Consider the following 21627-nt stretch of genomic DNA (forward strand, 5'->3'; position numbering starts at 1 on the left):
ATGGGACTGGGGCGTCGCCTCTACCGCGGCGAGATCGACGTTGACTTCGTCGGCCGCTGGAAGCTCTGGTACAGCCTTTCCGGCTTCCTGCTGATCGTGTCCCTCGCCGGGCTGCTCATCAACGGGCTCAACCTCGGCGTGGAGTTCAAGGGCGGGTCGGTCTTCTCCTTCAAGGCGCCGCAGAGCAGCTCCGTGGTGCAGGTCCGCGACACCTTCCTCGAGGAGGGCGTGCACCAGCCGATCGTGCAGACGGCCGGTGACCGCTGGCGGGTCACCACCGAGACCCTCGACGAGGGTGAGGTGACCAAGGTCCAGAACGCCATCTCGAAGGACTACGGCGTCGCGGTCAAGGACGTCGACATCCAGTCGATCGGCGCGTCCTGGGGCGGCGAGGTGTCGCAGAAGGCGTGGATGGGCCTGGGCGTCTTCATGCTGGCGATCATCCTGTACCTGTCGATGGCGTTCGAGCCGAAGATGGCGCTGGCCGCGATCGTCGCGCTCATCCACGACCTCGTCATCACGGCGGGCGTCTACGCCTGGTCGGGCTTCGAGGTCACGCCCGCGACGCTGCTCGGCTTCCTGACCATCCTCGGTTACTCGCTCTACGACGCGGTCGTGGTGTTCGACATGATCAAGGAAGTCACGGCCAAGCTGGGCAGCGCGTCGAAGCAGACCTACTCGATGGCGGCCAACAACGCCCTCAACCACACGCTGATCCGATCCCTCAACACCTCGCTGGTCGCGATCCTGCCGGTGGCGGCGATCCTGTTCATCGGCACCACGCTGCTCGGCGCGGGCACGCTGAAGGACCTGTCGCTGGCGCTGTTCGTCGGCATGATCGTCGGCACCTACTCCTCGCTGTGCGTGGCCACGCCGCTGCTGGTGACGCTGAAGGAGCGGGAGCCGAAGTACCAGGCCATCGCCAAGCGGCTCGCCTCCACCGGCCCCAAGGTCGCCAAGGGCGGCAAGAAGGCGGCGACGGCCAAGGGCTAGCCCACACGGCCCGTACGCGCACGAACGACGCCCCCGCCCACCAGGGAGGGGGCGTCGCTCTGTAGAGGCCCTGAGGGCCCTCACAGAGGCGGACATAACCGGGTGAATGCCACTAAGACCCCACCCGGCGCCGGTGGTGCCCGGGATGGGCCATCATGGAGGCCGTCAGTCGTGGGAATCAGCGACCGCCCGGCGGTCAACCGAAGGAGTGCCGTCATGAGCGATCTGAGCTCGTTGATCTGCGACCGCATCAGGGATGTGCCCGACTATCCCCAGCCGGGAGTCATGTTCAAGGACATCACCCCGCTGCTGGCCGACCCGGCGGTCTTCACGGCCGTGGTCGACGAACTGGCCGGCGCGTACGATGTGGACAAGATCGTCGGAATCGAGGCCAGGGGCTTCATTCTGGCCGCTCCGGTGGCCTACCGGGCGGGGGCTGGATTCGTGCCCATCAGAAAGAAGGGCAAACTGCCCTCCGAAACCCTTGAGGAGTCCTACGATCTGGAGTACGGCTCCGCGACCATCGAGGTGCACCGCGACGCCTTCACCGAAGGCGACAGGGTGCTCATCGTCGACGACGTGCTCGCCACCGGCGGCACGGCGGAGGCGACCGTGGAGCTGGTACGCAGGGCCGGAGCCGAGGTCGTCGGCGTCGCCGTGCTGATGGAGCTGGCCTTTCTCAAAGGACGCGAGCGTCTTGCGGGAGTGGATTTGCGCTCCCTTGTGATCGTCTGAGCCCGCCCCGAGACAGGCCAGGTTTCTCACCTGGATACACTGGGGGGCCTGGACTCGAAGGTAAGGAGTCTGTGTGCCCCGCGATGTGGTCGTGCCCGACGCAACTGACGCAGGGAATGCCGAGACGGCGCCCGGCGCTCCAGCGGTGCGTCGACGGCGGTTTGGGGGTGGGGCCATGAATCCGGTGCTGGAGCCGCTGTTCAGGACGGTCCGTGCCACGCATCCCAAGGCGGACCTCCGCCTGATCGAGCATGCCTACGACGTGGCCGCCTACCATCACCGCGACCAGAAGCGGAAGAGCGGCGACCCGTACATCACCCATCCGCTGGCCGTCGCGACGATCCTGGCCGAGCTCGGCACCGACGACGAGACGCTGTGCGCGGCCCTGCTGCACGACACCGTCGAGGACACCGCCTACAGCCTCGACGAGCTGCGCGGCGACTTCGGTGACACGATCGCCTCCCTGGTCGACGGCGTCACCAAGCTCGACAAGGTCAAGTTCGGCGACGCCGCGCAGGCCGAGACCGTGCGCAAGATGGTCGTGGCGATGTCGCGCGACATCCGGGTGCTGATCATCAAGCTGGCCGACCGGCTGCACAACATGCGCACGATGCGCTACCTGCCCGAGCACAAGCGCCACCAGAAGTCCCGCGAGACCCTGGAGATCTTCGCCCCGCTGGCCCACCGCCTGGGCATGAACACCATCAAGTGGGAGCTCGAAGACCTGGCCTTCGCCATGCTCTACCCCAAGCGCTACGACGAGATCGCGCGCATGGTGTCGGAGCGGGCCCCGCGCCGGGACCTGTTCCTGCAGGAGGTCATCGAGAAGGTCTCCGGCGACCTGCGCGAGGCGAAGATCCGCGCGGTGGTCAAGGGCCGGCCCAAGCACTACTACTCGGTCTACCAGAAGATGATCGCCAGGGACGTCGCCTTCGACGACATCTACGACCTGGTGGGCATCAGAGTCCTCGTCGACAGCGTGCGCGACTGCTACGCGGCCCTCGGAACGATCCACGCGCGCTGGAACCCGGTCCCCGGCCGGTTCAAGGACTACATCGCGATGCCCAAGTTCAACATGTACCAGTCGCTGCACACCACGGTGATCGGTCCTGAGGGCAAGCCCGTCGAGCTGCAGATCCGCACGCAAGGCATGCACCACCGGGCCGAATACGGCGTGGCCGCCCACTGGAAGTACAAAGAGGAGGTCGGCGCCCCGGGCCCGGCCGGCAAGGTCAAGCCGGGCAGCGACATGGCCTGGCTGCGCCAGCTTCTCGACTGGCAGAAGGAGACCTCCGACCCGGGCGAGTTCCTGGAGTCGCTCCGCTTCGACCTGTCGGTCTCCGAGGTCTACGTCTTCACCCCGCGCGGCCAGGTGGTGGCGCTGCCGGAGGGGGCCACCCCGGTCGACTTCGCCTACGCGGTCCACACCGAGGTCGGCCACCGCTGCATCGGCGCCCGCGTCAACGGCCGGCTGGTGCCGCTGGAGTCGCGGCTGGGCAACGGCGACACGGTCGAGATCTTCACCTCGAAGTCGCCCGACGCCGGCCCGTCGCGCGACTGGCTCAAGTTCGTCAAGTCCGGCCGCGCCCGCAACAAGATCCGCCAGTGGTTCTCCAAGGAGCGCCGCGAGACCGCGATCGAGGCGGGCAAGGAGGCCATCGGCCGGGCCATGCGCAAGCAGGGGCTGCCGCTGCAACGCCTGATGTCCGGTGAGTCGCTGCTGGCGCTGGCCCGCGACCTGCGTTATCCCGACGTGTCGGCGCTCTACGCGGCCGTGGGGGAGGGGCACGTCGCCGCCCAGACGGTCGTGCAGAAGCTCGTGGCCTCCATCGGCGGCGTCGACAGCGCCGAGGAGGACATCGCCGAGACCTCGCTGCCGACGCGCCTGCGCGGCCGTCCTCGGGGCGGTGGCGGCGCGGGCGTGGTCGTCGCGGGCGACAGCGACGTCTGGGTACGTCTGTCGAAGTGCTGCACCCCGGTGCCCGGCGACGAGATCGTCGGCTTCGTCACCCGGGGCCACGGGGTGTCCGTGCACCGCGCGGACTGCACCAACATCATGCAGCTCAAGACGCAGCCCGACCGCCTGGTGGAGGTGAGCTGGTCGCCGGGCGACGACTCGGTCTTCCTGGTGGCCATCCAGGTCGAGGCCCTCGACCGGCCCCGCCTGCTGTCCGACGTCACCAGGACCCTGTCCGACCAGCACGTCAACATCCTCAGCGCCTCGGTGACCACCTCACGAGACCGGGTGGCGGTCAGCAAGTTCACCTTCGAGATGGGCGATCCCAAGCATCTCGGTCATGTGCTCAAAGCCGTCCGCAGCATTCAGGGCGTCTTCGACGTCTACCGGGTCAGCGGCGCCAGTACGTAGCCAGATCGGGCAGGTTGACCACGATCGCGTCCTGGGTGCTGCGGGCGATGACCACCACGGCCTCCTGATCGGGGTCGGGGTTCTCCTCGCGGTGCGGCACATAGGGCGGGACGAAGATGTAGTCACCCGGCTTGGTGTCCAACCGGGTCTCGCGTGCGCTGCCGGGGTCCAGGAACACGAACGACGGCGTGCCGCTGACCACGTAGATGGCCGTCTCCGACGCCCCGTGATGGTGATCCGCCGAGCGCGTCGAGGGGGCGACGTGGGTCTGGCCCATCCACAACTTGCCGGACCCGGCCGTACGCCCGCTCACAGCCGCCAGGCGGTGCATGCCGGAGCTCTGGGCCGTCTCGGACGTCAGATCGCCTGAGGTGAGATGACGCAGCCGTTGGTGGAACGGGTCCCCGTCCGCCCGGTAGCCCTCCCACAGGCGCCCTCCGGCCCGCTCCAGCACGCTCGTGGCCGTCGCGGCCAGGTGTACGGGATCGTCGTGGGCGGCGAGCAGCTCGTCGGCGAGCGCCGCGTCGTAGGAGCGCAGCTCGCGCAGCAGCCACTTGCCCGAGCCGTGCCAGCGGCCCGCGACCGTCAGCGCCAGCCGGGCCGACTCCTGGACGATCTGCCAGCGGACGAACGCCTGCTCGCCCGGGTCCGTCGCGCCCGCCAGGTCGTCGAGCAGGTCCGACAGGACGTAGCGGGCCCGGTCCAGCATCTGCGGCGTGGCGGGGCCGGGACCGGCGGAGAGGCGTTCGCGCATGACCGCCTGGACCTCGGCGGCCCGCCCCGCCCGGTCGGTGAGGACCACCCCCTCCGCGCACACGCGCGGCAGGGTGGGCAGGCGGCCGGCCAGATCGCGGTCGGCGTAGGCGATCAGGCTCAGCTCGTTGTGCGCCATCAGGTCGACCGGCCACTCACGCCACCGCAACGACTCGCGATAGGGCACGCCCAAGCCGTCCAGCACCACGACCACGTCGAGATCGGACCGGCTCGTACGGCGGCCGGTCAGCGCACTGCCGCCCAGGAAGGCATAGAGCGCGTCCGGGAACAGCTCGGCGACCAGGGCGCGCGCGGCGGGCACGGGATCCATGCCTGCCACCCTAAAGCTCCCGCGCCCTCATGGGCCCGGCACCCTGGAAGCCGGGCACGCAGGCGACCCCCTTCGCCCGCGGACTGGCGCGAACCTCAGCTGAACTCGGCCAGCGTCCGCTCCGCCTCCTCCAGCCACGAACGGCGCGCCGTAATGGCCTCCTCGGCCTCCTTCACGTCCTTGGCGCGTCCGGCGGCCTGGGCCTTGGCCAGACGCTTCTCCAGCTGCTCGATCGAGGTGCGCAGCTGGTCGACCGTGCTCTGGGCGCGGGCCCTGGCCTCGGGGTTGGACCGCTTCCACTCGGCGTCCTCGGCCTTGCGCACGGCGTCGTCCACCTTGCGCAGGCCGCCTTCGAGCCGGTCGCGCTGCTCGCGCGGCACCGGACCGGCCGCCTCCCAGCGCTCCAGGATGTGGCGCAGCGCCGCTCTGGCCGTGCGTACGTCGGTGACCGGAAGGATCTTCTCGGCCTCCGTCAGCAGCACTTCCTTGATCTCGGCGTTGGCCGCCAGGGACGCGTCCCGCTCGGCGAACACCGCCGAGCGGGCCTGGAAGAACAGGTCCTGGGCGCCCTTGAACCGCGCCCACAGCTCGTCCTCGGCCTCCCGCGACGCCCGGCCCGCGCTCTTCCAGCGCTGCATCAGGTCGCGGTAGACGGCCGCCGTCGTGGCCCAGTCGGTCGAGTCGGCGATCGCCTCCGCCTCGGCGACGATGCGCTCCTTCTCGGCGCGTACGCCCTCACGCTGCTCGTCGAGCCCCGCGAAGTACTGCTTGCGCCGTTTGGCGAAGGCGGTGCGGGCGGCCGACAGCCGCTTCCACAGCGCCGCCTCGGTGACCCGGTCGATGCGGTCGGCCGCCTTCCACTCCTCGACCAGCTGGCGCAGCCGCTCGCCACCCGACTTCCAGTGGGTGGTCTCGTCGGCGATGCGCTCGGCCTCGGCGACGATGCGCTCCTTGACCGTCTTGGCCTCGGCGCGCGCGTGTTCGCGCGCGGCCTTGACCTCCTCGCGCCGCTGCGCGACCACCTCCGTCAGTCCGTCGAGACGGGCCGTCAGGGCGGCGAGGTCGCCGATGGCGTGGGCCTCGGCGACCGCCTCGCGGAGTTTGACGATGCTGGCCTCGGCCTGCGCCGGAGCCAGGTCGGTGCCCTTGACCCGCTGCTCGAGCAGCGTGATCTGGCCGGCCAGCTCGTCGTACTTGCGATGGAAGTAGGCCAGTGCCTCGTCGGGTTCACCGGCCTGCCAGGAACCGACGGCTCGCTCTCCCTCAGCCGTACGCACGTAGACGGTGCCGTCGTCGTCTACCCGGCCCCACGGGTCGGTGCTCACCGTGTCCTCCCGCACTATCCATCAGACCCTTCGGGACTGCTGTCCCTAGTTTGTATTACGTCAGCTCTTGCCAGAGAATGTCACGTCTTTGATTACGACGGTTTCCTTAGGTGCCCCGGTGCCATCCTGTCCGGGAGTGATGACGCCCGCTTTGTTCACCTTGTCGAGGATGTCGAGACCCTTGGTGATCGTACCCACTGGCGTGTAATCCGGGGTGAGCTGGAGGTCGCCGAAGACCAGGAAAAATTGGCTTCCGGTGGTGCCCGGCGCCTGTGTCTTGGCCATCGCCATCACGCCGCGCTTGTAGGTGGCGCCCGTGAGATTCTCCTCGCCCATGACGTAGCCGGGGCCGCCCGCGCCGTCGGACTCGCCCTTGCCGTCGGCCTTGGCCTGCGGGTCTCCGCACTGCAGCATCGGGAACTGCGCACTGCCCAGCCGGTGGCACTTGCTGCCGTCGTAGAACTTCTTCTCCGCCAGGAAGGCCAGAGAGTTGACCGTGCAGGGCGCCTTGGCGTTGTCGAGCTGCACCACGATGTCGCCCAGGTTCGTGTCGAGCGTCATCGTCCTGGTCGCCGGCTTGAGCTTCACCTTCTTCGGCGGGAGCCCGACGTCCTTGACCACGCCCCCGCTCTTGTCGGCGACGTAGTCGCACGTCCCGGTCTTGGCGTCGTACGGCTTGGGGCCCGCGGCGGGCGTCGCCGAGGCCGAGGCCGAGGGCACCGCCGTGTCCGAGGGCTGCGCCGTCGCGGCCGCGTCGGTCTTGGAGTCGCCGCCACCCAGCAACGCGACCGCGGCCACGATGCCCCCCACCACGACGATCACGCCCACGGTGGAGCCGATGATCGCCATGCGCTTGGCCCGCTGCTCGCGTTCGAGCCGGCGCGCCATCTGCCGCTCGTGGTGCTCGCGTGCCAGCTGTTTCTGCCGGTCCTTCCCCGTGGCCACCGCTTTGCCTCCCATAGTCAATCAACTGAGGTGGGCGAATCGTATCGGCCAACGGGTAATGATTCGCAGCCCGGCGACCCGCACCGGTACCCTTCGGTTACATTCCCATTGGCTTTTTTGACGAGATCAGCTGAGGCAGATGCTCATCGCAGGCTTCCCCGCAGGGGCCTTCCAGACCAATTGTTACGTCGTCGCGCCCGCAGCGGGCGAGGAGTGCGTGATCGTCGATCCAGGTCAGGACGCGGTCGACGGAGTCGACGAGCTGCTGAGAGAGCATCGGCTCAAGCCGGTGGCGGTGCTGCTCACCCACGGTCACCTCGACCACGTCTGGTCGGTGGCCCCGGTCTGCGGCGCGCGCGACGTGCCCGCCTGGATCCACCCCGACGACCGGCACCTGCTGAGCGACCCGGCCGCGGGCTGGTCGCCGACGAGCTCCTCGATGTTCGGCGGCATCACGCTGAGCGAGCCCGACGACGTGCGCGAGCTGTCCGACGGGGCCGTGCTGCCGCTGGCCGGGCTGGAGATCGTGGTCGACCACACCCCCGGCCATACCAGGGGGTCGGTGAGCTTCCGGTTGCCCGACGACGAGGTGATGCTCTCGGGTGACCTGCTGTTCGCCGGCTCCATCGGCCGCTCCGACCTGCCGGGCGGCGACTACCCGACGATCCTGCGCAGCCTGGCCGACAAGTGCCTGCCGCTGCCTGACGATACGGTCGTCCTGCCGGGCCACGGACCACAGACCACGATCGGCCGCGAGCGCGCCACCAATCCATATCTGAAGGAAGCCGCGCCGCACGCCGGTCCCACACGAGGCATCTAACAGGGATCTCATGAGTTTCCAAGCGCCAAAGGGCACCTTCGACTGGCTGCCGCCCCGCTCCGAGCAGGTCCTCGCGGTCCGCGAGGCCCTCGTCGGCCCGGCACGCCTGGCCGGCTACGGCTACATCGAGACGCCGGTGTTCGAGGACACGCAGCTGTTCGCCAGGGGCGTCGGCGAGTCGACCGACATCGTGTCCAAAGAGATGTACACCTTTCCCGACAAAGCAGGCCGCTCCCTGACGCTGCGGCCCGAGGGCACCGCGTCGGTCGTGCGCGCGGTCCTGCAGCACGGCCTGCACAACGGCCAACTTCCGGTCAAGTTGTGGTACTCCGGCAGCCAGTTCCGCTACGAACGCGCCCAGAAGGGCCGTTACCGTCACTTCTGGCAGGTCGGCGCCGAGGCGCTCGGCTCCGAGGACCCCGCGCTGGATGCCGAGCTCGTCGTGCTGGGCGCCCAGGGCTTCGCCTCGCTCGGCCTGAAGGGCGTCCGGCTGCTGATCAACTCGCTGGGCGACAAGACCTGCCGGCCCACCTACCGGGCGGCGCTGCAGGAGTTCCTGCGCGGGCTCGACCTCGACGCGGACACCAGGGCCCGGATCGAGATCAACCCGCTGCGGGTGCTCGACGACAAGCGGCCCGAGGTGCAGGCGCAGCTGACCGGCGCGCCCCTGGTGATCGACCACCTGTGTACCGCGTGCGCGTCCTACCACAAGGAGGTCGGGGCGCTGCTGAGCGCCGCGGGCGTCGCCTACGAGGATGATCCGCGGCTGGTGCGCGGGCTCGACTACTACACGCGCACCACGTTCGAGTTCGTCCACGACGGGCTCGGCTCGCAGTCCGCGGTCGGCGGCGGCGGGCGCTACGACGGGCTCAGCGAGATGCTCGGCGGGCCGCCGCTGCCCAGCGTCGGCTGGGCGCTCGGCGTCGACCGCACGGTCCTGGCCATGGAGGCCGAGGGACTGATCGGCGACACCGCACCGGGACGCGTCCAGGTGTACGGTGTCCCGCTGGGTGACGAAGCCCGCCGCCGGATGTTCCTGCTCGTGACCGAGCTGCGCCAGGCGGGCGTCAGCGCCGACCTGGCCTACGGCGGCAAGGGGCTCAAGGGCGCGATGAAGGGCGCCGACCGCTCGGGTGCCCGGTTCGCGCTGATCCTGGGCGAGCGTGACCTGGCCGCGCAGGCCGTACAACTGAAAGACCTGACCACCGCTGAGCAGACCGAGGTGCCGTTGGCCCAGGTCGTCGATGTCTTGAAGGGGAAAGTGCAGTGATGCGCACGCATACCGCCGGGTCGCTCCGCGAGGAGCACGCCGGGCAGCAGGTGACGCTCGCAGGATGGGTGGCCCGGCGCCGTGATCACGGCGGTGTGGTCTTCATCGACCTGCGCGACGCGTCCGGCTCGGCGCAGGTGGTCTTCCGCGAGGAGGACCACGCGCACGACCTGCGCGCCGAATACTGCGTGCTGGTCGTGGGCCAGGTCCGGGTCAGGCCGGAGGGCAACGAGAACCCCGAGCTGCCCACCGGCGCGATCGAGGTCGTCGCCGAGCGGGTCGAGGTGCTCAGCGAGTCCGCGCCGCTGCCCTTCCCGATCGAGGGCGGCACGGCCGTCTCGGAGGAGGCCCGCCTCAAATACCGCTATCTCGACATCCGCCGCCCGCAGGTGGCCCACGCCCTGCGGGTCCGCTCGAAGGCCACCTACCTGGCCAACGAGGTCATGCACGAGCTCGGCTTCGTCTACGTCGAGACGCCGACGCTGACCAGGTCCACGCCCGAGGGCGCGCGTGACTTCCTGGTGCCGGTCCGGCTCCAGCCGGGCAACTGGTACGCCCTGCCGCAGTCGCCGCAGCTGTTCAAGCAGCTGCTCCAGGTGGGCGGGCTGGAGCGCTACTACCAGCTCGCCAAGTGCTACCGCGACGAGGACCTGCGGGCCGACCGGCAGCCGGAGTTCACCCAGATCGACGTCGAGATGTCGTTCGTCGACCAGGAAGACGTCATCGAGGTCGGCGAGAAGCTCATCGGCCGCGTGTGGCGCGAGACGCTCGGCTACGAGATCCCGACGCCGCTGCCCCGCATGACCTACGCCGACGCGATGTCGCGCTACGGCTCCGACAAGCCCGACCTGCGCTTCGGCCAGGAGCTCGTCGAGATGACCGGCTACTTCGCCGGCACCTCCTTCCGCGTGTTCCAGGCCGACTACGTGGGCGCGGTGGTCATGCCGGGCGGCGCCTCGCAGACCCGCAAGGAGCTCGACGGCTGGCAGGAGTGGGCGCGCTCGCGTGGCGCCAAGGGTCTGGCGTACGTGCTGGTCCAGGAGGACGGCACGCTCGGCGGCCCGGTGGCGAAGAACCTCTCAGAAGAGGAAATTTCCGGACTCGCGGCGAAGGTCGGCGCCCAGCCGGGCGACGCGGTCTTCTTCGCGGCCGGCGCGCGCAACGCGGCGCGCGACCTGCTCGGCGCGGCCCGGCTGGAGATCGGCCGCCGCTGCGGCCTGATCGACGAGTCGCTGTGGTCGTTCCTGTGGGTCGTCGACGCGCCCATGTTCGAGGAGGACGGCGAAGGCGGCTGGACGGCCGTGCACCACCCGTTCACCGGCCCCAAGCCCGAATGGGCCGACAACTTCCAGGACCACCCGGGCGAGGCCCTGGCCTACGCCTACGACATGGTCTGCAACGGCATGGAGATCGGCGGCGGCTCCATCCGTATCCACCGGGCGGAGATGCAGCAGCGCGTCTTCGACGTGCTCGGCATCTCCAAGGAGGAGGCCGAGAACAAGTTCGGCTTCCTGCTGGAGGCGTTCAAGTACGGCCCGCCCCCGCACGGAGGCATCGCCTACGGCTGGGACCGCATCTGCATGCTGCTGGCCGACGGCGAGTCGATCCGCGACGTGATCGCCTTCCCGAAGACCGCCTCCGGGTTCGACCCGCTCACCGGCGCGCCGACGCCGATCACGGGCGAGCAGCGCAAGGAGGCGGGCGTCGACGCCAAGCCCAAGACCGAGGGCTGACACGGAACAGGGCGCCCCGCCTCTCCTGGAGAGACGGGGCGCCCTGTCGTTTACGGCTAGCTGACCGTGACCTTCTCGATGATGATCGGGTTCTTCGGGGCGGTCGAGCCGCCGTCGCCGACGATGTCCTGGTCGTTGGCGATGACGCCGTCCTTGGCGACCTTCTCGATGATCTCCAGGCCCGAGCGGACCATGCCGAGCACCGAGTACTGGCCCGCGATCTGCGTGTTCTCATCCGACAGCGAGATGGCGAACTGGCTGCTGTTCTGGCCGGCCGCCTCCTCCGGCTGGGTGAGGAACACCACGCCGCGGGTGTAGGGAACCGCGCCAGGGGCCTCGTCCCCGAAGACGTAGCCCGCCGTGCCCTGGCCGTCGGTCGGGTTCTTGCCGTCGGCCTTGGCCTTGGGGTCGCCGCACTGCAGCAGGAACAGCCCCGCCGTCTCCGGCGTCACCAGGCGGTGGCACTTGGTGTTGTTGTAAAAGTTCTTCTGGGCCAGGAAGGCCATCGAGTTGACCGAACACGGCGTCGCGGCCGGGTCGACGTCGATGACGATCTTGCCGTGGTTGGTGAGGATGGTCATCGTCTTCAGCTTCATGTTCGGCTTGCTGCCGGGCATGCCCACGTACTTCATCGGCACGCCAGAGGTGTCCCGCTTGTACGTGCAGGTCACCTTGCCGGCCTTCTTCGGCAGCGAGGACAGCGTCGGAGTCGGCGAGGGAGCGGCGCTGGTCGAGGCCGACGGACTGCTCTCGGCCGAGACATTCTTGGCCGAGTCGCCCTTGCCGACCAGCGTGGTCGCGGCATAGATGCCGCCCGCCACCACGACGACCGCCAGGCCCGCCCCGATGAAGATGTTCCGCCGCGCCTTGGCGGCGTCCGCGGCCGCGCGCTGTTCCTGCCGCTCCTTGTGCTCCCGAGCCAGCTGGCTCTGGCGGTCTTCGCCGCTCACCGGTATGCCCTCCACTTTGCCTGTACATGACCAAACAACTCCGCGAATGCTACCGGCCCTTCGATGTGCCGGACGTAAGAGGCGGAAACCACTCAGAGTGACGGGATAGATGGCGAACCATATCGTGTCGCTATTCGTAGTTGAAATGAGAACTAGGAGCGCTGACATGTTCAACGAGATCTTCGGCTTGCCCGCCCATCCGCTGATCATCCACTTCGCGGTGGTGCTGACCCCCCTCCTCGCCTGCGCCTCCGTGGCGTACGCGGTGCTGAGCCGCTGGCGGCCGATGCTGGCGTGGGCTGTGGTCCTGCTCTCCGTGGGGGCGCCCGCGGCCGTCTTCGCGGCCAAGGAGAGCGGCGAGAGCCTCAAGGAGGCCAGCTTCACCAGTGCCGACGGCACCCTGGGCCAGCGGATCTCCACCCATGAGAGCTTCGCCAACCCGCTGCTGCTGTCGGCCTTCGGGCTCGGGGTCGCCGCGCTGCTGCTCGTCTACGCCACCAGCCCGAGTCGTGGCTCGCTCGGCGACCGGTTCGGCCGTCCGGTCACGCTCGTGCTGTCCGGCGTGACGGTGCTGCTCGCCGTGGCGGTCGGCTACTTCGTCTTCCAAGCCGGTGACTCGGGCGCCAGAGCCGTCTGGGGGGCGTAGGCCGCTTCCTCCAGTGGACCGCCGTACCCGGTCCAGCATGTAATCTCACGTTGTGGAGAGCCTGTTCGATTCGGCGGCCGAGGACGCCACGCCGCAGCCCCTCGCGGTCCGGATGCGCCCGCGCACGCTCGACGAGGTGATCGGCCAGCGCCACCTGCTGGGCCAGGGCACCCCGCTGCGCAGGCTCGTCGAGAGCGAGGCGCCCATGTCGCTCTTCCTGTGGGGGCCGCCGGGCACCGGCAAGACCACACTGGCCTACGTCGTCTCCAACGTCACCAAGCGGCGCTTCGTCGAGGTCTCCGCCGTCTCGGCCGGGGTCAAGGACGTACGCGCCGCCATCGACGGCGCCAAGCGCGAGCTGGGCATGACCGGCCGGCAGACCGTGCTCTTCGTCGACGAGGTCCACCGCTTCAACAAGGCCCAGCAGGACGCCCTGCTGCCCGCCGTCGAGAACCGATGGGTCACCTTCATCGGCGCGACCACCGAAAACCCGTTCTTCTCCGTCATCTCACCGCTGCTGTCGCGCTCGCTGCTGCTCACGCTCGAGTCCCTGAGCGACGACGACGTCCGCGTGGTCCTGGAGCGCGCGGTGTCCGACGAGCGCGGTCTCGGCGGCCGCGCCACCGTCGCCCCCGAGGCCCTGGAGCATCTCGTACGGCTGGCGGGCGGCGACGCCCGGCGCTCCCTGACCTACCTCGAAGCCGCCGCGCTGCTGGCCGACGACATCACGGTCGAGGTTGTGGAGAAGGCCGTCGACAAGGCGGCCGTCCGCTACGACCGGCAGGGCGACCAGCACTACGACGTCATCAGCGCGTTCATCAAGTCGATGCGCGGCTCCGACGCCGACGCCGCGCTCCACTACCTGGCCCGGATGATCGAGGCGGGCGAGGACCCGCGGTTCATCGCCCGCCGCATCGTCATCTTCGCCTCGGAGGACGTCGGCATGGCCGACCCGACCTGCCTGCAGACCGCGGTCGCCGCAGCCCAGGCGGTGCAGCTGATCGGCCTGCCGGAGGGCCAGATCAACCTGGCCCACGCGGTCATCCACTGCGCGCTGGCGCCCAAGTCCAACGCCGTCGTGAAGGCCATCGGGGCGGCGATCGGCGACGTGCGCCGCGGCCTGATCGGGCAGGTGCCCGGCCACCTGCGCGACGCCCACTACCCGGGCGCCGCCAAGCTGGGCCACGGCGACGGCTACAAGTACCCGCACGACTTCGAGCATGGGCTGGTCCGCCAGGATTACGCGCCGGAGCAGGTGCGTGGTAAGCGCTATTACGAGCCGACCAAGCACGGCGGCGAGGGGGTTCTTGCCGAGCGGTGGGCGCGTATACGTGACTTTTTGCGAGGGTCTTGAAGGTCAACTGCTCTCTTTTTTGTTACGGCACGGCCTGGTGGACGCCAGACGCCGACCGGGGTTGAGGGCCTCCAGGGAGACGGCCTCTGACCCCGCACGGGGTCGGCCGCCGATACGGCGTCTTCTTGGCCGGTGGCGTGGTTCGTCGCCGAGCAGGGGCGCTGCCCGCGCTCGTCGGCGTGACCGAGGCGCCCACGGCGGCCATGGCCATGCCGGAACGGCTGGTCGCGGGGCCATGCGGTTGAACGGGGAAACGTTGCCCACCGACGTGGCGGCCTGATCGAGCTCGGTGTCCCCAGTAGCCTGGGCCCTCGAACGCGATAGGGTTCTTGCCGTTCCGGCCCAGCGTACGAGGGAGATGAGCGGATGCTTACCGCTGGAGAGGTCGCCGGGCTGATCGCCGCCACCGGCTGGATCGTCCTGGTCTGCGTGCTCGTCATGGTGCTGGTCAAGCTCACCAGGCTGATCACCGAGACCGGCAGGGCGGTGGCCGACCTGAGCGCCCGCTTGGCGCCGCTGCTCGACGACATGAGCCTGACGGTCAACGAGACCAACAGGCAGCTGGTGGCCGTCGAGGCCATCACCAAGGACGTCAAGCAGGTGAGCTCCCACGCCGCCAAGCTCAGCGCCGTCACCCAGACCGTGTTCACCGGACCGCTGATCAAGGTCTCGGCCATCGGCTACGGTGTGCGCAGGGCCATCGAGGTCCGCAGGCCGCGTAAGGCGGGGCGGCGGCCATGATCAGACGGTTGTTCTACCTGTCGCTCGGCGCGCTGCTGACCCTCTGGGTGATGCGCAGGCTGCAGGCGCTCCACCCCAACCACGTGGCCCGCCGGACGGTCGGTGGCGCCGCGAGCATGCTCGGACGGGTGAGAGACTTTACTTCTGACGCGTTCGGCGAGGCCGCGGAGCGCGAAAAGGAGTTGCGGGCCCGGTTCGGGCTCGACAACCCGGACAGCAACCACTAACGCAAAGGATGGCCCCCATGGAGTCGGCAGAGATCGCCCGCCGCTTCCTGCGCTTCTTCGAGGAGCGTGGGCACAAGGTAGTGCCCTCGGCCAGCCTGATCGCTGAGGACCCGACGCTTCTCCTGGTCAACGCGGGTATGGCGCCGTTCAAGCCGTACTTCCTGGGGCAGCGCAAGCCTCCGGCGGTCCGGCTGGCCACCGCGCAGAAATGCGTGCGCACCCCCGACATCGACGAGGTCGGCAAGACCACCCGGCACGCGACGTTCTTCCAGATGCTCGGCAACTTCTCCATCGGCGACTACTTCAAGGCCGACGTGATCCCGTTCGCCTGGGAGCTGCTGACCAAGCCGGAGTCCGAGGGCGGCTTCGGCTTCCCGCCCGACCGCCTCTGGGCGACCGTCTACCTCGACGACGACGAGGCGCTCGACATCTGGCACAACAAGGTCGGCCTGCCCCTCGACCGCATCCAGCGCCGCGGCCTCGAAGACAACTACTGGCACATGGGCGTGCCCGGCCCCGGCGGCCCGTGCTCGGAGATCTACTACGACCGCGGCCCCGAATACGGTCGCGAGGGCGGCCCCATCGCCGACGAGAACCGCTACCTCGAAGTCTGGAACCTCGTCTTCATGCAGGACCAGCTCGGCGAGGTCCGCAGCAAGGTCGACTTCGACATCATCGGCGGCCTGCCCGCCAAGAACATCGACACCGGCATGGGCCTGGAGCGCATGGCGGCGATCCTGCAGGGCGTCGACAACATCTACGAGATCGACACCACCTACAAGATCCTCGACAAGGCGGCCGAGCTCACCAAGACCCGCTACGGCCGCGACCACCGCTCCGACGTCAGCCTCCGGGTGATCGCCGACCACGTGCGCACCGGCACCATGCTCGTCGCCGACGGCGTCATGCCCGGCAACGAGGGCCGCGGCTACGTGCTGCGCCGCATCCTGCGCCGCTCGGTCCGTAACCTGCGCCTGCTCGGCTCCGGCGACGAGCGCTACATGCACGAGCTGACCGCCGTCGCGATCGAGGTCATGAGCGAGCAATATCCGCAGCTCAAGGCCGACGCGCCGCAGATCCACGGGGTCATCGACGCCGAGGAGGCGTCCTTCCTCGGCACGCTCCGCACCGGCACCGCCATCTTCGACGTCGCGGTCGAGGAGACCAAGCGCAAGTCCGGCACCACGCTCTCCGGCGACCAGGCGTTCCAGCTGCACGACACCTACGGCTTCCCGATCGACCTCACCCTCGAAATGGCCTCCGAGCACGGACTCCAGGTCGACGAGGAGGGTTTCCGCCGCCTGATGAAGGAGCAGCGCGACCGCGCCAAGGCCGACGCGGCGGCGAAGAAGACCGGCAACGCCGACATCTCCGTCTTCGGGCAGCTGCTGGAGAAGGCGGGCCGGGTCGAGTTCCTCGGCTACGACCAGACCGAGGCCGACACCGGCATCGTCGGCATCCTGGTCGACGGCGTCCCGGTCCCCGCGGCGGGCGCGGGCACCGACGTGGAGGTCGTGCTCGGCCGCACCCCCTTCTACGCCGAGGGCGGCGGCCAGCTCGCCGACCAGGGCGTGATCCGCACCGGCGGCGCCGAGGTCGAGATCCACGACGTGCAGACGCCGCTCGCGGGCCTCGTCATCCACCGCGGCAAGATCCGCAAGGGCGAGCTCAAGGTCGGCGACGACGCCCAGGCGGAGATCGACCTCGAGCGGCGCCGCGCGATCTCGCGCAGCCACAGCGCCACCCACCTCGTCCACCGCGGCTTCAAGAACGCGCTGGGCGAGACCGCGGCGCAGGCCGGCTCGGAAAACTCGCCCGGCCGCTTCCGCTTCGACTTCACCGCGGCGGGCGCGGTGCCGCCGAGCGTGCTGCGCGACGTCGAGGACGAGGTCAACGCGGTGCTCATCAACGACCTCAAGGTCAACGCCTTCTACACCTCCCAGTCGGAGGCCCGGGCGATGGGCGCGCTGGCGATGTTCGGCGAGAAGTACGGCGACGAGGTCCGCGTCGTGGAGATCGGCGACTACTCGCGCGAGCTCTGCGGCGGCACCCACGTCCACAGCTCCGGCCAGCTCGGCCTGGTCAAGGTGCTCGGTGAGCAGTCGGTCGGCGCCGGTGTGCGCCGTGTCGAGGCGCTCGTCGGCATCGACGCGTTCCGCTTCCTGGCCCGCGAGAGCGTCCTGGTCGCGCAGCTCACCGAGCAGCTCAAGGCCCGCCGCGAGGAGCTGCCCGAGCGCGTCGAGGGCATCGTCACCCGCCTGCGCACCGCCGAGAAGGAGCTGGAGCGGCTCCGGTCCGCGCAGGTGCTCCAGATCGCGGGCGAGCTGGCGGCCCAAGCCGGTGACCTGCACGGAGTCTCCGTGGTGACGCACCGCGCGCCTGACGGCACTGGCGCGGACGATCTGCGTAAGCTCGCACTTGATGTGCGTGGCAGATTCCCAGCTGACCGACCGGCGGTCATCGTGATCGCGGGTGTCCCCTCCGACCGGCCCGTGGTGGTTGCCGCGGTCAACGAGGCGGGACGCGAGCGCGGGCTCAAGGCCGGACGACTGGTCGGCGTCGCCGCCAAGGCACTTGGGGGTGGCGGTGGCGGCAAGGACGATGTCGCGCAAGGCGGCGGCACACGACCGGAGGCGATCGGCGACGCGCTGCGACTGGTCGAGCAGGCCATCGCGGAGCAGCTCGGCTGATATGCGGTTCGGTTCACGGATCGGCGTGGACGTCGGGTCCGTACGCATCGGCGTGGCCCGCAGCGACCCTTCGGGCCTGCTGGCCACCCCGGTGGAGACCGTCCGGCGAGGCCAGGGCGACCTCGCCCGCATCGCCGCGATCGCCGACGAACACTCGGCGATCGAGGTCGTGGTCGGGCTGCCCACCTCGCTGTCGGGCCGCGAAGGGCCGGCCGCCGCGCTGGCCCGGGAGTTCGCTGCCGCGCTGGCCGCACGCCTGGCGCCCACCCCCGTCCGCCTCTTCGACGAGCGGCTGACCACGGTCGCCGCGCAGCAGGGGCTCCGGGCCAGCGGCGTGCGGGCCAAGAAGCAGCGCGCGGTCGTCGACCAGGCTGCGGCGGTCGTGCTGCTGCAGGATGCGCTCGACGTCGAGAGAGCCACGGACAGACCACCCGGCAGGCCCGTCGATCCGCCTTCCACGGCGGCCGACGGACCCGCCTCATGACCGGGCTGCCCATCGGGGACGGCGCGGATCGGCCGGGGGTGGCCGCATGAGCCACCCACCGGACGACGACCTGATCCCGTTCGACCGGGATCCGGACGATGTTGTGGTGCCGGATGGTGTTTCGCCACCGGACGTGGTGCCGGACGGATCTCTGGGGGAGCACGCGCACGGGACGGCTGACCCGGCAACGGACGGCCGGGAGTGCCACGCGGACGACCTCGGCCCGACTGCCCCGTCCGACGGGGACCTGTCTTCTGACAGCGGTGTGTCCGGCGGTGGCGCGCTTGCTGACGGCGGCATGTCCGGCGGAGGCATGCGTCCTGATGGCGGCACATCCGGCGGTGGCGCGTCTGATGGCGGCGTCTCCGGTACGGATCCGGGCGAATCACTCAGCGGCGGTGACCTCACATCTGCTGTGGCAGGCGATTACGCGTCGGCAACGGACGGTAGCGCGGCCGAGGTGGGGGCGGGCGGCGAGGCTAAGGGCGGGGGTGCGTCCGAGGACGCGTTCGGCGCAGATCCGGCCCAGCTCGGCCAGCAACGCTCTGCCGTACCCACGGACGAGGCCGGCGACGGGCCCAGCGGCGAGGCCAAGGGCGGTAGCGAGGCCGAGGGCGGGCCCGGCGGTGAGGCCAAGGGCGGGAGTACGTCCAGGGGAGATGCCGATGACGTGGCCAAGGGCGGGAGCGCGGCCCGGAAAGCCGCCGACGACGGCGCTGAGACCAAGGGCGGCTCGTCCAGGAGTGAGGCCACAGGCGGGAGCGAGCGTGGGGCCGGGCGGCGGGGGAAGCGGGCGGCCCTGCGTAAGGCGGCGCTGCTGGGCCTCGTCGTGACGGCGTCGATGGTCGCCATCGGCGCCGGGGCGTACGGGGTGCTCAAGCCGTACCTGGCCCCCGACGACTTCGAGGGCACCGGCAGCGGGACCGTGACCGTGCGGATCCCGCCGGGCGCCAACGCGGGGGACGTCGGCGCCGTGCTGGCCGACGCGGGGGTGGTGGCCAGCGCGCGGTCGTTCGTGAACGTGACCAAGGAGCGCGCCGTGGCGGGACGCCTGCACCCGGGACACTACCGGCTGCGCAAGGGCATGGCCGCGGGCGCCGCGCTCGATCTGCTGCTCACGCCCGCCTCCCGGGTGATCAGGCGCGTCACCGTGCCCGAGGGCATGCGGGCGGGCGAGACACTCGTCCGGGTGGCCGCCCAGTCCGGGCTGCCACTCAAGCAGCTGCGGGCGGTCGACACGGCTCTCGTCGGGCTGCCCAAGTACGCCCGGGGCCTCGAAGGGTTCCTGTTTCCCGCCACGTACGAGGTCGAGCCCGGCGACAAGGCCGTCGACCTGCTGGCCGCGATGGTGGAGCGGTTTCGCGCGGCGGCGCGGAAGGTGAAGCTGGTGGAGAAGGCGGCGCGGGTGCATCTGACCCCGCTGGAGGTCGTCACGGTGGCCAGCATGGTCCAGGCCGAGGGCGGCAGGGACGAGGACTATCCGAAGATCTCCAGGGTGATCTACAACCGGCTCCAGCGCGGCACGCCGCTCCAGATCGACAGCACCGTCCTGTACGCCCAGGGCAAGCGGACCCTGAAAGTCACCGAGAGCGACACCAAGGTCCGCTCACCGTACAACACCTACGCCCACACCGGACTGCCGCCAGGCCCCATTGCCAATCCCGGGGAGAAGGCGCTGATAGCGACCCTGCACCCGGCGAAGGGTGATTGGCACTGGTTTGTCACCACGGATCCGGCGCATAGAATCACCAAATTCACCAACAAAGAGAGCGAGTTCGTGAGATACCGGGAAGAGCTGAACCGTAACCTCAGGACGAAATGATGCTTGCCGGGACCCGTCTCGTCTCGCCGGGGATCTTCGAAATCCCCGTGCGGAACCCCCGAGCAGGGGGCCGCGCGCTCTTCCCGTCCTCTAGCATGGCTACCCAGAGTGATATCCGCCGGTCGTGGGTGCACGCCCGGCGGTCCCCCCGCTCGGTGACCCCCAACGGTTCGGCAGTTCCGCTTGACGCCGGGCCGGACGTACCGGGAGATTGGCCTGCGCACCTATGAACGATCTCGACATGGATTTCCTGCTCGGCGCCGAGGACGACGAAGGTTCCTCCCGGCGCCGCGCCCGAGGTAACGGCAAGGGCGGCAGCCGCAGGCGCCGCAGGCGCCGAAACCGGGGCGGCTTCATCGCGCCGCTGCTCGCCTTCATCGTCCTGGCGGGCATCCTCGGCGGCGGCGGCTACTTCGGCTACCAGTGGATCAGCGGCGCTCTGGTGCCCGACGACTTCACCGGTCAGGGCAAGGGCGAAGTGACCATCGAGATCAAGGATGGCCAGTCCGCCTCCGACGTGGCGGCGGAGCTGGAGCGGCAGGGGGTCGTCGCCAGCGCCAGGGCGTTCACCAACGCGATCGCCAACGCCAACAAGAGCGGCGCGCTCCAGCCGGGCCAATACACCCTGCGCAAGGGCATGTCCGCCGCCAACGCGGTGACGATGCTCGACTCGGTCAACAAGCTGCTCGTCAAGATCACGTTGGAGGAGGGGCTCCGCCTCACCGACGTCCTCGCCCGGCTCTCCCAGAAGACCGGCAAGCCGCTGAAGGAGTTCGTCGCCGCCACCAAGGACACCGGCGACATGGAGCTGCCCCCGTACGCCAAGGGCAAGCTCGAGGGCTACGTCTTCCCCGCCACGTACGAGTTCCAGCCGAAGACCACGCCGGCCGAGATGCTGTCGCTGATGGTCGAACGGTTCAACCAGACGGCGGACAAGACCGACCTCGTGGGCGGTGCCAAGGCCCTGCGGCGCACCCCCGCCGAGATCATCACGATCGCCAGCATCGTCCAGGCCGAGGCCGGCCGCTACGAGGACATGCCGAAGATCGCCCGCGTCATCTACAACCGGCTCGCCCACGAGCCGGAGATGCCGCTGAAGATGGACAGCACGGTGTTCTACGGGCTGGGCAAGCGCGGCACGGCCGCGACGCACGCGCAGCTGCAGAGCACCTCCAAGTACAACACCTACAAATACCCGGGCCTCCCGCCCGGCCCCATCTCCAACCCGGGCGACCACGCGATCGAGGCGGCGCTCAACCCGACGAAGGGCGACTGGCTCTACTTCGTCGCCACCGACCCGAAGAGCAAGATCACCAAGTTCGCCGTCACGGACGCGGAATTCCAGGTATTGCTCAACGAATACCGTCAGAACGGCGGCTGACGCCTCGGGCTGAGCCGGCGGAAGCCGGCCACGCCACCGGTCTCACCGTCCCGTAACGG

Annotated in this window: 18 protein-coding genes; 14 read left to right on the top strand and 4 right to left on the bottom strand. The window is 69.6% G+C overall.

The features are described 5' to 3' along the window. The 3 genes from secF to KME78_RS57225 all read left to right on the top strand — a co-directional run bounded on the left by secF (window position 1) and on the right by KME78_RS57225 (window position 4096). A complete protein-coding gene (gene secF, locus KME78_RS57215) occupies window positions 1–993 on the top strand; it encodes a protein translocase subunit SecF (RefSeq protein WP_219538472.1) in 993 nt (330 codons plus the stop codon). 216 nt (window positions 994–1209) lie between these two features. Beyond that, complete coding sequence (locus tag KME78_RS57220) at window positions 1210–1728, top strand: adenine phosphoribosyltransferase (RefSeq protein ID WP_219538473.1); 519 nt, start codon at window positions 1210–1212, stop codon at window positions 1726–1728. Between the two features lie 175 nt (window positions 1729–1903). Next, window positions 1904–4096, top strand: coding sequence for a RelA/SpoT family protein (locus tag KME78_RS57225; protein WP_219538474.1), 2193 nt, complete (start codon window positions 1904–1906; stop codon window positions 4094–4096). Here KME78_RS57225 and KME78_RS65640 read toward each other — a convergent pair. From KME78_RS65640 to KME78_RS57240, 3 genes are all read right to left on the bottom strand, one after another. Then, complete coding sequence (locus KME78_RS65640) at window positions 4077–5180, bottom strand: cupin domain-containing protein (RefSeq protein ID WP_246654777.1); 1104 nt, start codon at window positions 5178–5180, stop codon at window positions 4077–4079. The two genes, KME78_RS57225 and KME78_RS65640, sit on opposite strands and share 20 nt — an antisense overlap. Window positions 5181–5275: 95 nt before the next feature. Beyond that, window positions 5276–6505, bottom strand: a complete 1230-nt coding sequence (locus tag KME78_RS57235) for a DUF349 domain-containing protein (RefSeq protein WP_219538475.1) — start codon at window positions 6503–6505, stop codon at window positions 5276–5278. A 60-nt stretch (window positions 6506–6565) separates the two neighbouring features. Beyond that, window positions 6566–7450, bottom strand: coding sequence for a peptidylprolyl isomerase (locus KME78_RS57240; RefSeq protein WP_308127537.1), 885 nt, complete (start codon window positions 7448–7450; stop codon window positions 6566–6568). A gap of 139 nt (window positions 7451–7589) precedes the next feature. Between KME78_RS57240 and KME78_RS57245 the strand changes: the two genes are divergently transcribed. The 3 genes from KME78_RS57245 to aspS are packed head-to-tail and all read left to right on the top strand — an operon-like array spanning window position 7590 to window position 11273. After that, complete coding sequence (locus KME78_RS57245; RefSeq protein ID WP_219538477.1) at window positions 7590–8270, top strand: MBL fold metallo-hydrolase; 681 nt, start codon at window positions 7590–7592, stop codon at window positions 8268–8270. A 10-nt stretch (window positions 8271–8280) separates the two neighbouring features. Continuing rightward, window positions 8281–9540, top strand: coding sequence for a histidine--tRNA ligase (hisS, locus tag KME78_RS57250; RefSeq protein WP_219538478.1), 1260 nt, complete (start codon window positions 8281–8283; stop codon window positions 9538–9540). Then, window positions 9537–11273 (top strand): aspartate--tRNA ligase, encoded by a 1737-nt coding sequence (aspS, locus tag KME78_RS57255; protein ID WP_219538480.1) that lies wholly within the window; start codon window positions 9537–9539, stop codon window positions 11271–11273. Before hisS ends, aspS begins: the two co-directional genes overlap by 4 nt. Before the next feature lie 56 nt (window positions 11274–11329). Here aspS and KME78_RS57260 read toward each other — a convergent pair whose 3' ends face one another. Further along, a complete protein-coding gene (locus KME78_RS57260) occupies window positions 11330–12223 on the bottom strand; it encodes a peptidylprolyl isomerase (RefSeq protein ID WP_219538482.1) in 894 nt (297 codons plus the stop codon). 166 nt (window positions 12224–12389) lie between these two features. On the opposite strand from KME78_RS57260, the gene KME78_RS57265 reads away from it, so the two are divergent. The 8 genes from KME78_RS57265 to mltG (KME78_RS57300) all read left to right on the top strand — a co-directional run bounded on the left by KME78_RS57265 (window position 12390) and on the right by mltG (KME78_RS57300) (window position 21568). Beyond that, window positions 12390–12869, top strand: coding sequence for a DUF2231 domain-containing protein (locus KME78_RS57265; protein WP_219538484.1), 480 nt, complete (start codon window positions 12390–12392; stop codon window positions 12867–12869). A 52-nt stretch (window positions 12870–12921) separates the two neighbouring features. Beyond that, a complete protein-coding gene (locus KME78_RS57270) occupies window positions 12922–14223 on the top strand; it encodes a replication-associated recombination protein A (RefSeq protein WP_219538486.1) in 1302 nt (433 codons plus the stop codon). Between the two features lie 366 nt (window positions 14224–14589). Continuing rightward, a complete protein-coding gene (locus KME78_RS57275; RefSeq protein ID WP_219538487.1) occupies window positions 14590–14964 on the top strand; it encodes a DUF948 domain-containing protein in 375 nt (124 codons plus the stop codon). Then, window positions 14961–15191, top strand: coding sequence for a hypothetical protein (locus tag KME78_RS57280; RefSeq protein WP_219538489.1), 231 nt, complete (start codon window positions 14961–14963; stop codon window positions 15189–15191). Before KME78_RS57275 ends, KME78_RS57280 begins: the two co-directional genes overlap by 4 nt. A 17-nt stretch (window positions 15192–15208) precedes the next feature. Further along, a complete protein-coding gene (alaS, locus tag KME78_RS57285; protein WP_219538491.1) occupies window positions 15209–17881 on the top strand; it encodes an alanine--tRNA ligase in 2673 nt (890 codons plus the stop codon). A gap of 1 nt (window position 17882) precedes the next feature. Continuing rightward, window positions 17883–18365, top strand: a complete 483-nt coding sequence (gene ruvX, locus KME78_RS57290; RefSeq protein WP_219538493.1) for a Holliday junction resolvase RuvX — start codon at window positions 17883–17885, stop codon at window positions 18363–18365. Window positions 18366–18411: 46 nt separating this feature from the next. Beyond that, window positions 18412–20187, top strand: a complete 1776-nt coding sequence (gene mltG / locus KME78_RS57295) for an endolytic transglycosylase MltG (protein ID WP_246654779.1) — start codon at window positions 18412–18414, stop codon at window positions 20185–20187. Window positions 20188–20413: 226 nt separating this feature from the next. After that, a complete protein-coding gene (mltG, locus tag KME78_RS57300; protein ID WP_219538495.1) occupies window positions 20414–21568 on the top strand; it encodes an endolytic transglycosylase MltG in 1155 nt (384 codons plus the stop codon). The last annotated feature ends 59 nt before the right edge of the window (window positions 21569–21627 follow it).

It is taken from the genome of Nonomuraea guangzhouensis (genome assembly GCF_019396345.1).
Classification (GTDB): domain Bacteria; phylum Actinomycetota; class Actinomycetes; order Streptosporangiales; family Streptosporangiaceae; genus Nonomuraea; species Nonomuraea guangzhouensis.

Excerpts from the sequence above, each read along its gene's own strand:
- KME78_RS57280 (WP_219538489.1), top strand. The coding sequence starts at position 14,961 with ATGATCAGACGGTTGTTCTACCTGTCGCTCGGCGCGCTGCTGACCCTC.
- KME78_RS57245 (WP_219538477.1), top strand. The coding sequence starts at position 7,590 with ATGCTCATCGCAGGCTTCCCCGCAGGGGCCTTCCAGACCAATTGTTAC.
- ruvX (WP_219538493.1), top strand. The coding sequence starts at position 17,883 with ATGCGGTTCGGTTCACGGATCGGCGTGGACGTCGGGTCCGTACGCATC.
- mltG (WP_219538495.1), top strand. The coding sequence starts at position 20,414 with ATGAACGATCTCGACATGGATTTCCTGCTCGGCGCCGAGGACGACGAA.
- KME78_RS57220 (WP_219538473.1), top strand. The coding sequence starts at position 1,210 with ATGAGCGATCTGAGCTCGTTGATCTGCGACCGCATCAGGGATGTGCCC.
- KME78_RS57225 (WP_219538474.1), top strand. The coding sequence starts at position 1,904 with ATGAATCCGGTGCTGGAGCCGCTGTTCAGGACGGTCCGTGCCACGCAT.
- alaS (WP_219538491.1), top strand. The coding sequence starts at position 15,209 with ATGGAGTCGGCAGAGATCGCCCGCCGCTTCCTGCGCTTCTTCGAGGAG.
- KME78_RS57265 (WP_219538484.1), top strand. The coding sequence starts at position 12,390 with ATGTTCAACGAGATCTTCGGCTTGCCCGCCCATCCGCTGATCATCCAC.
- secF (WP_219538472.1), top strand. The coding sequence starts at position 1 with ATGGGACTGGGGCGTCGCCTCTACCGCGGCGAGATCGACGTTGACTTC.
- hisS (WP_219538478.1), top strand. The coding sequence starts at position 8,281 with ATGAGTTTCCAAGCGCCAAAGGGCACCTTCGACTGGCTGCCGCCCCGC.
- mltG (WP_246654779.1), top strand. The coding sequence starts at position 18,412 with ATGAGCCACCCACCGGACGACGACCTGATCCCGTTCGACCGGGATCCG.
- KME78_RS57275 (WP_219538487.1), top strand. The coding sequence starts at position 14,590 with ATGCTTACCGCTGGAGAGGTCGCCGGGCTGATCGCCGCCACCGGCTGG.
- KME78_RS65640 (WP_246654777.1), bottom strand. The coding sequence starts at position 5,180 with ATGGATCCCGTGCCCGCCGCGCGCGCCCTGGTCGCCGAGCTGTTCCCG.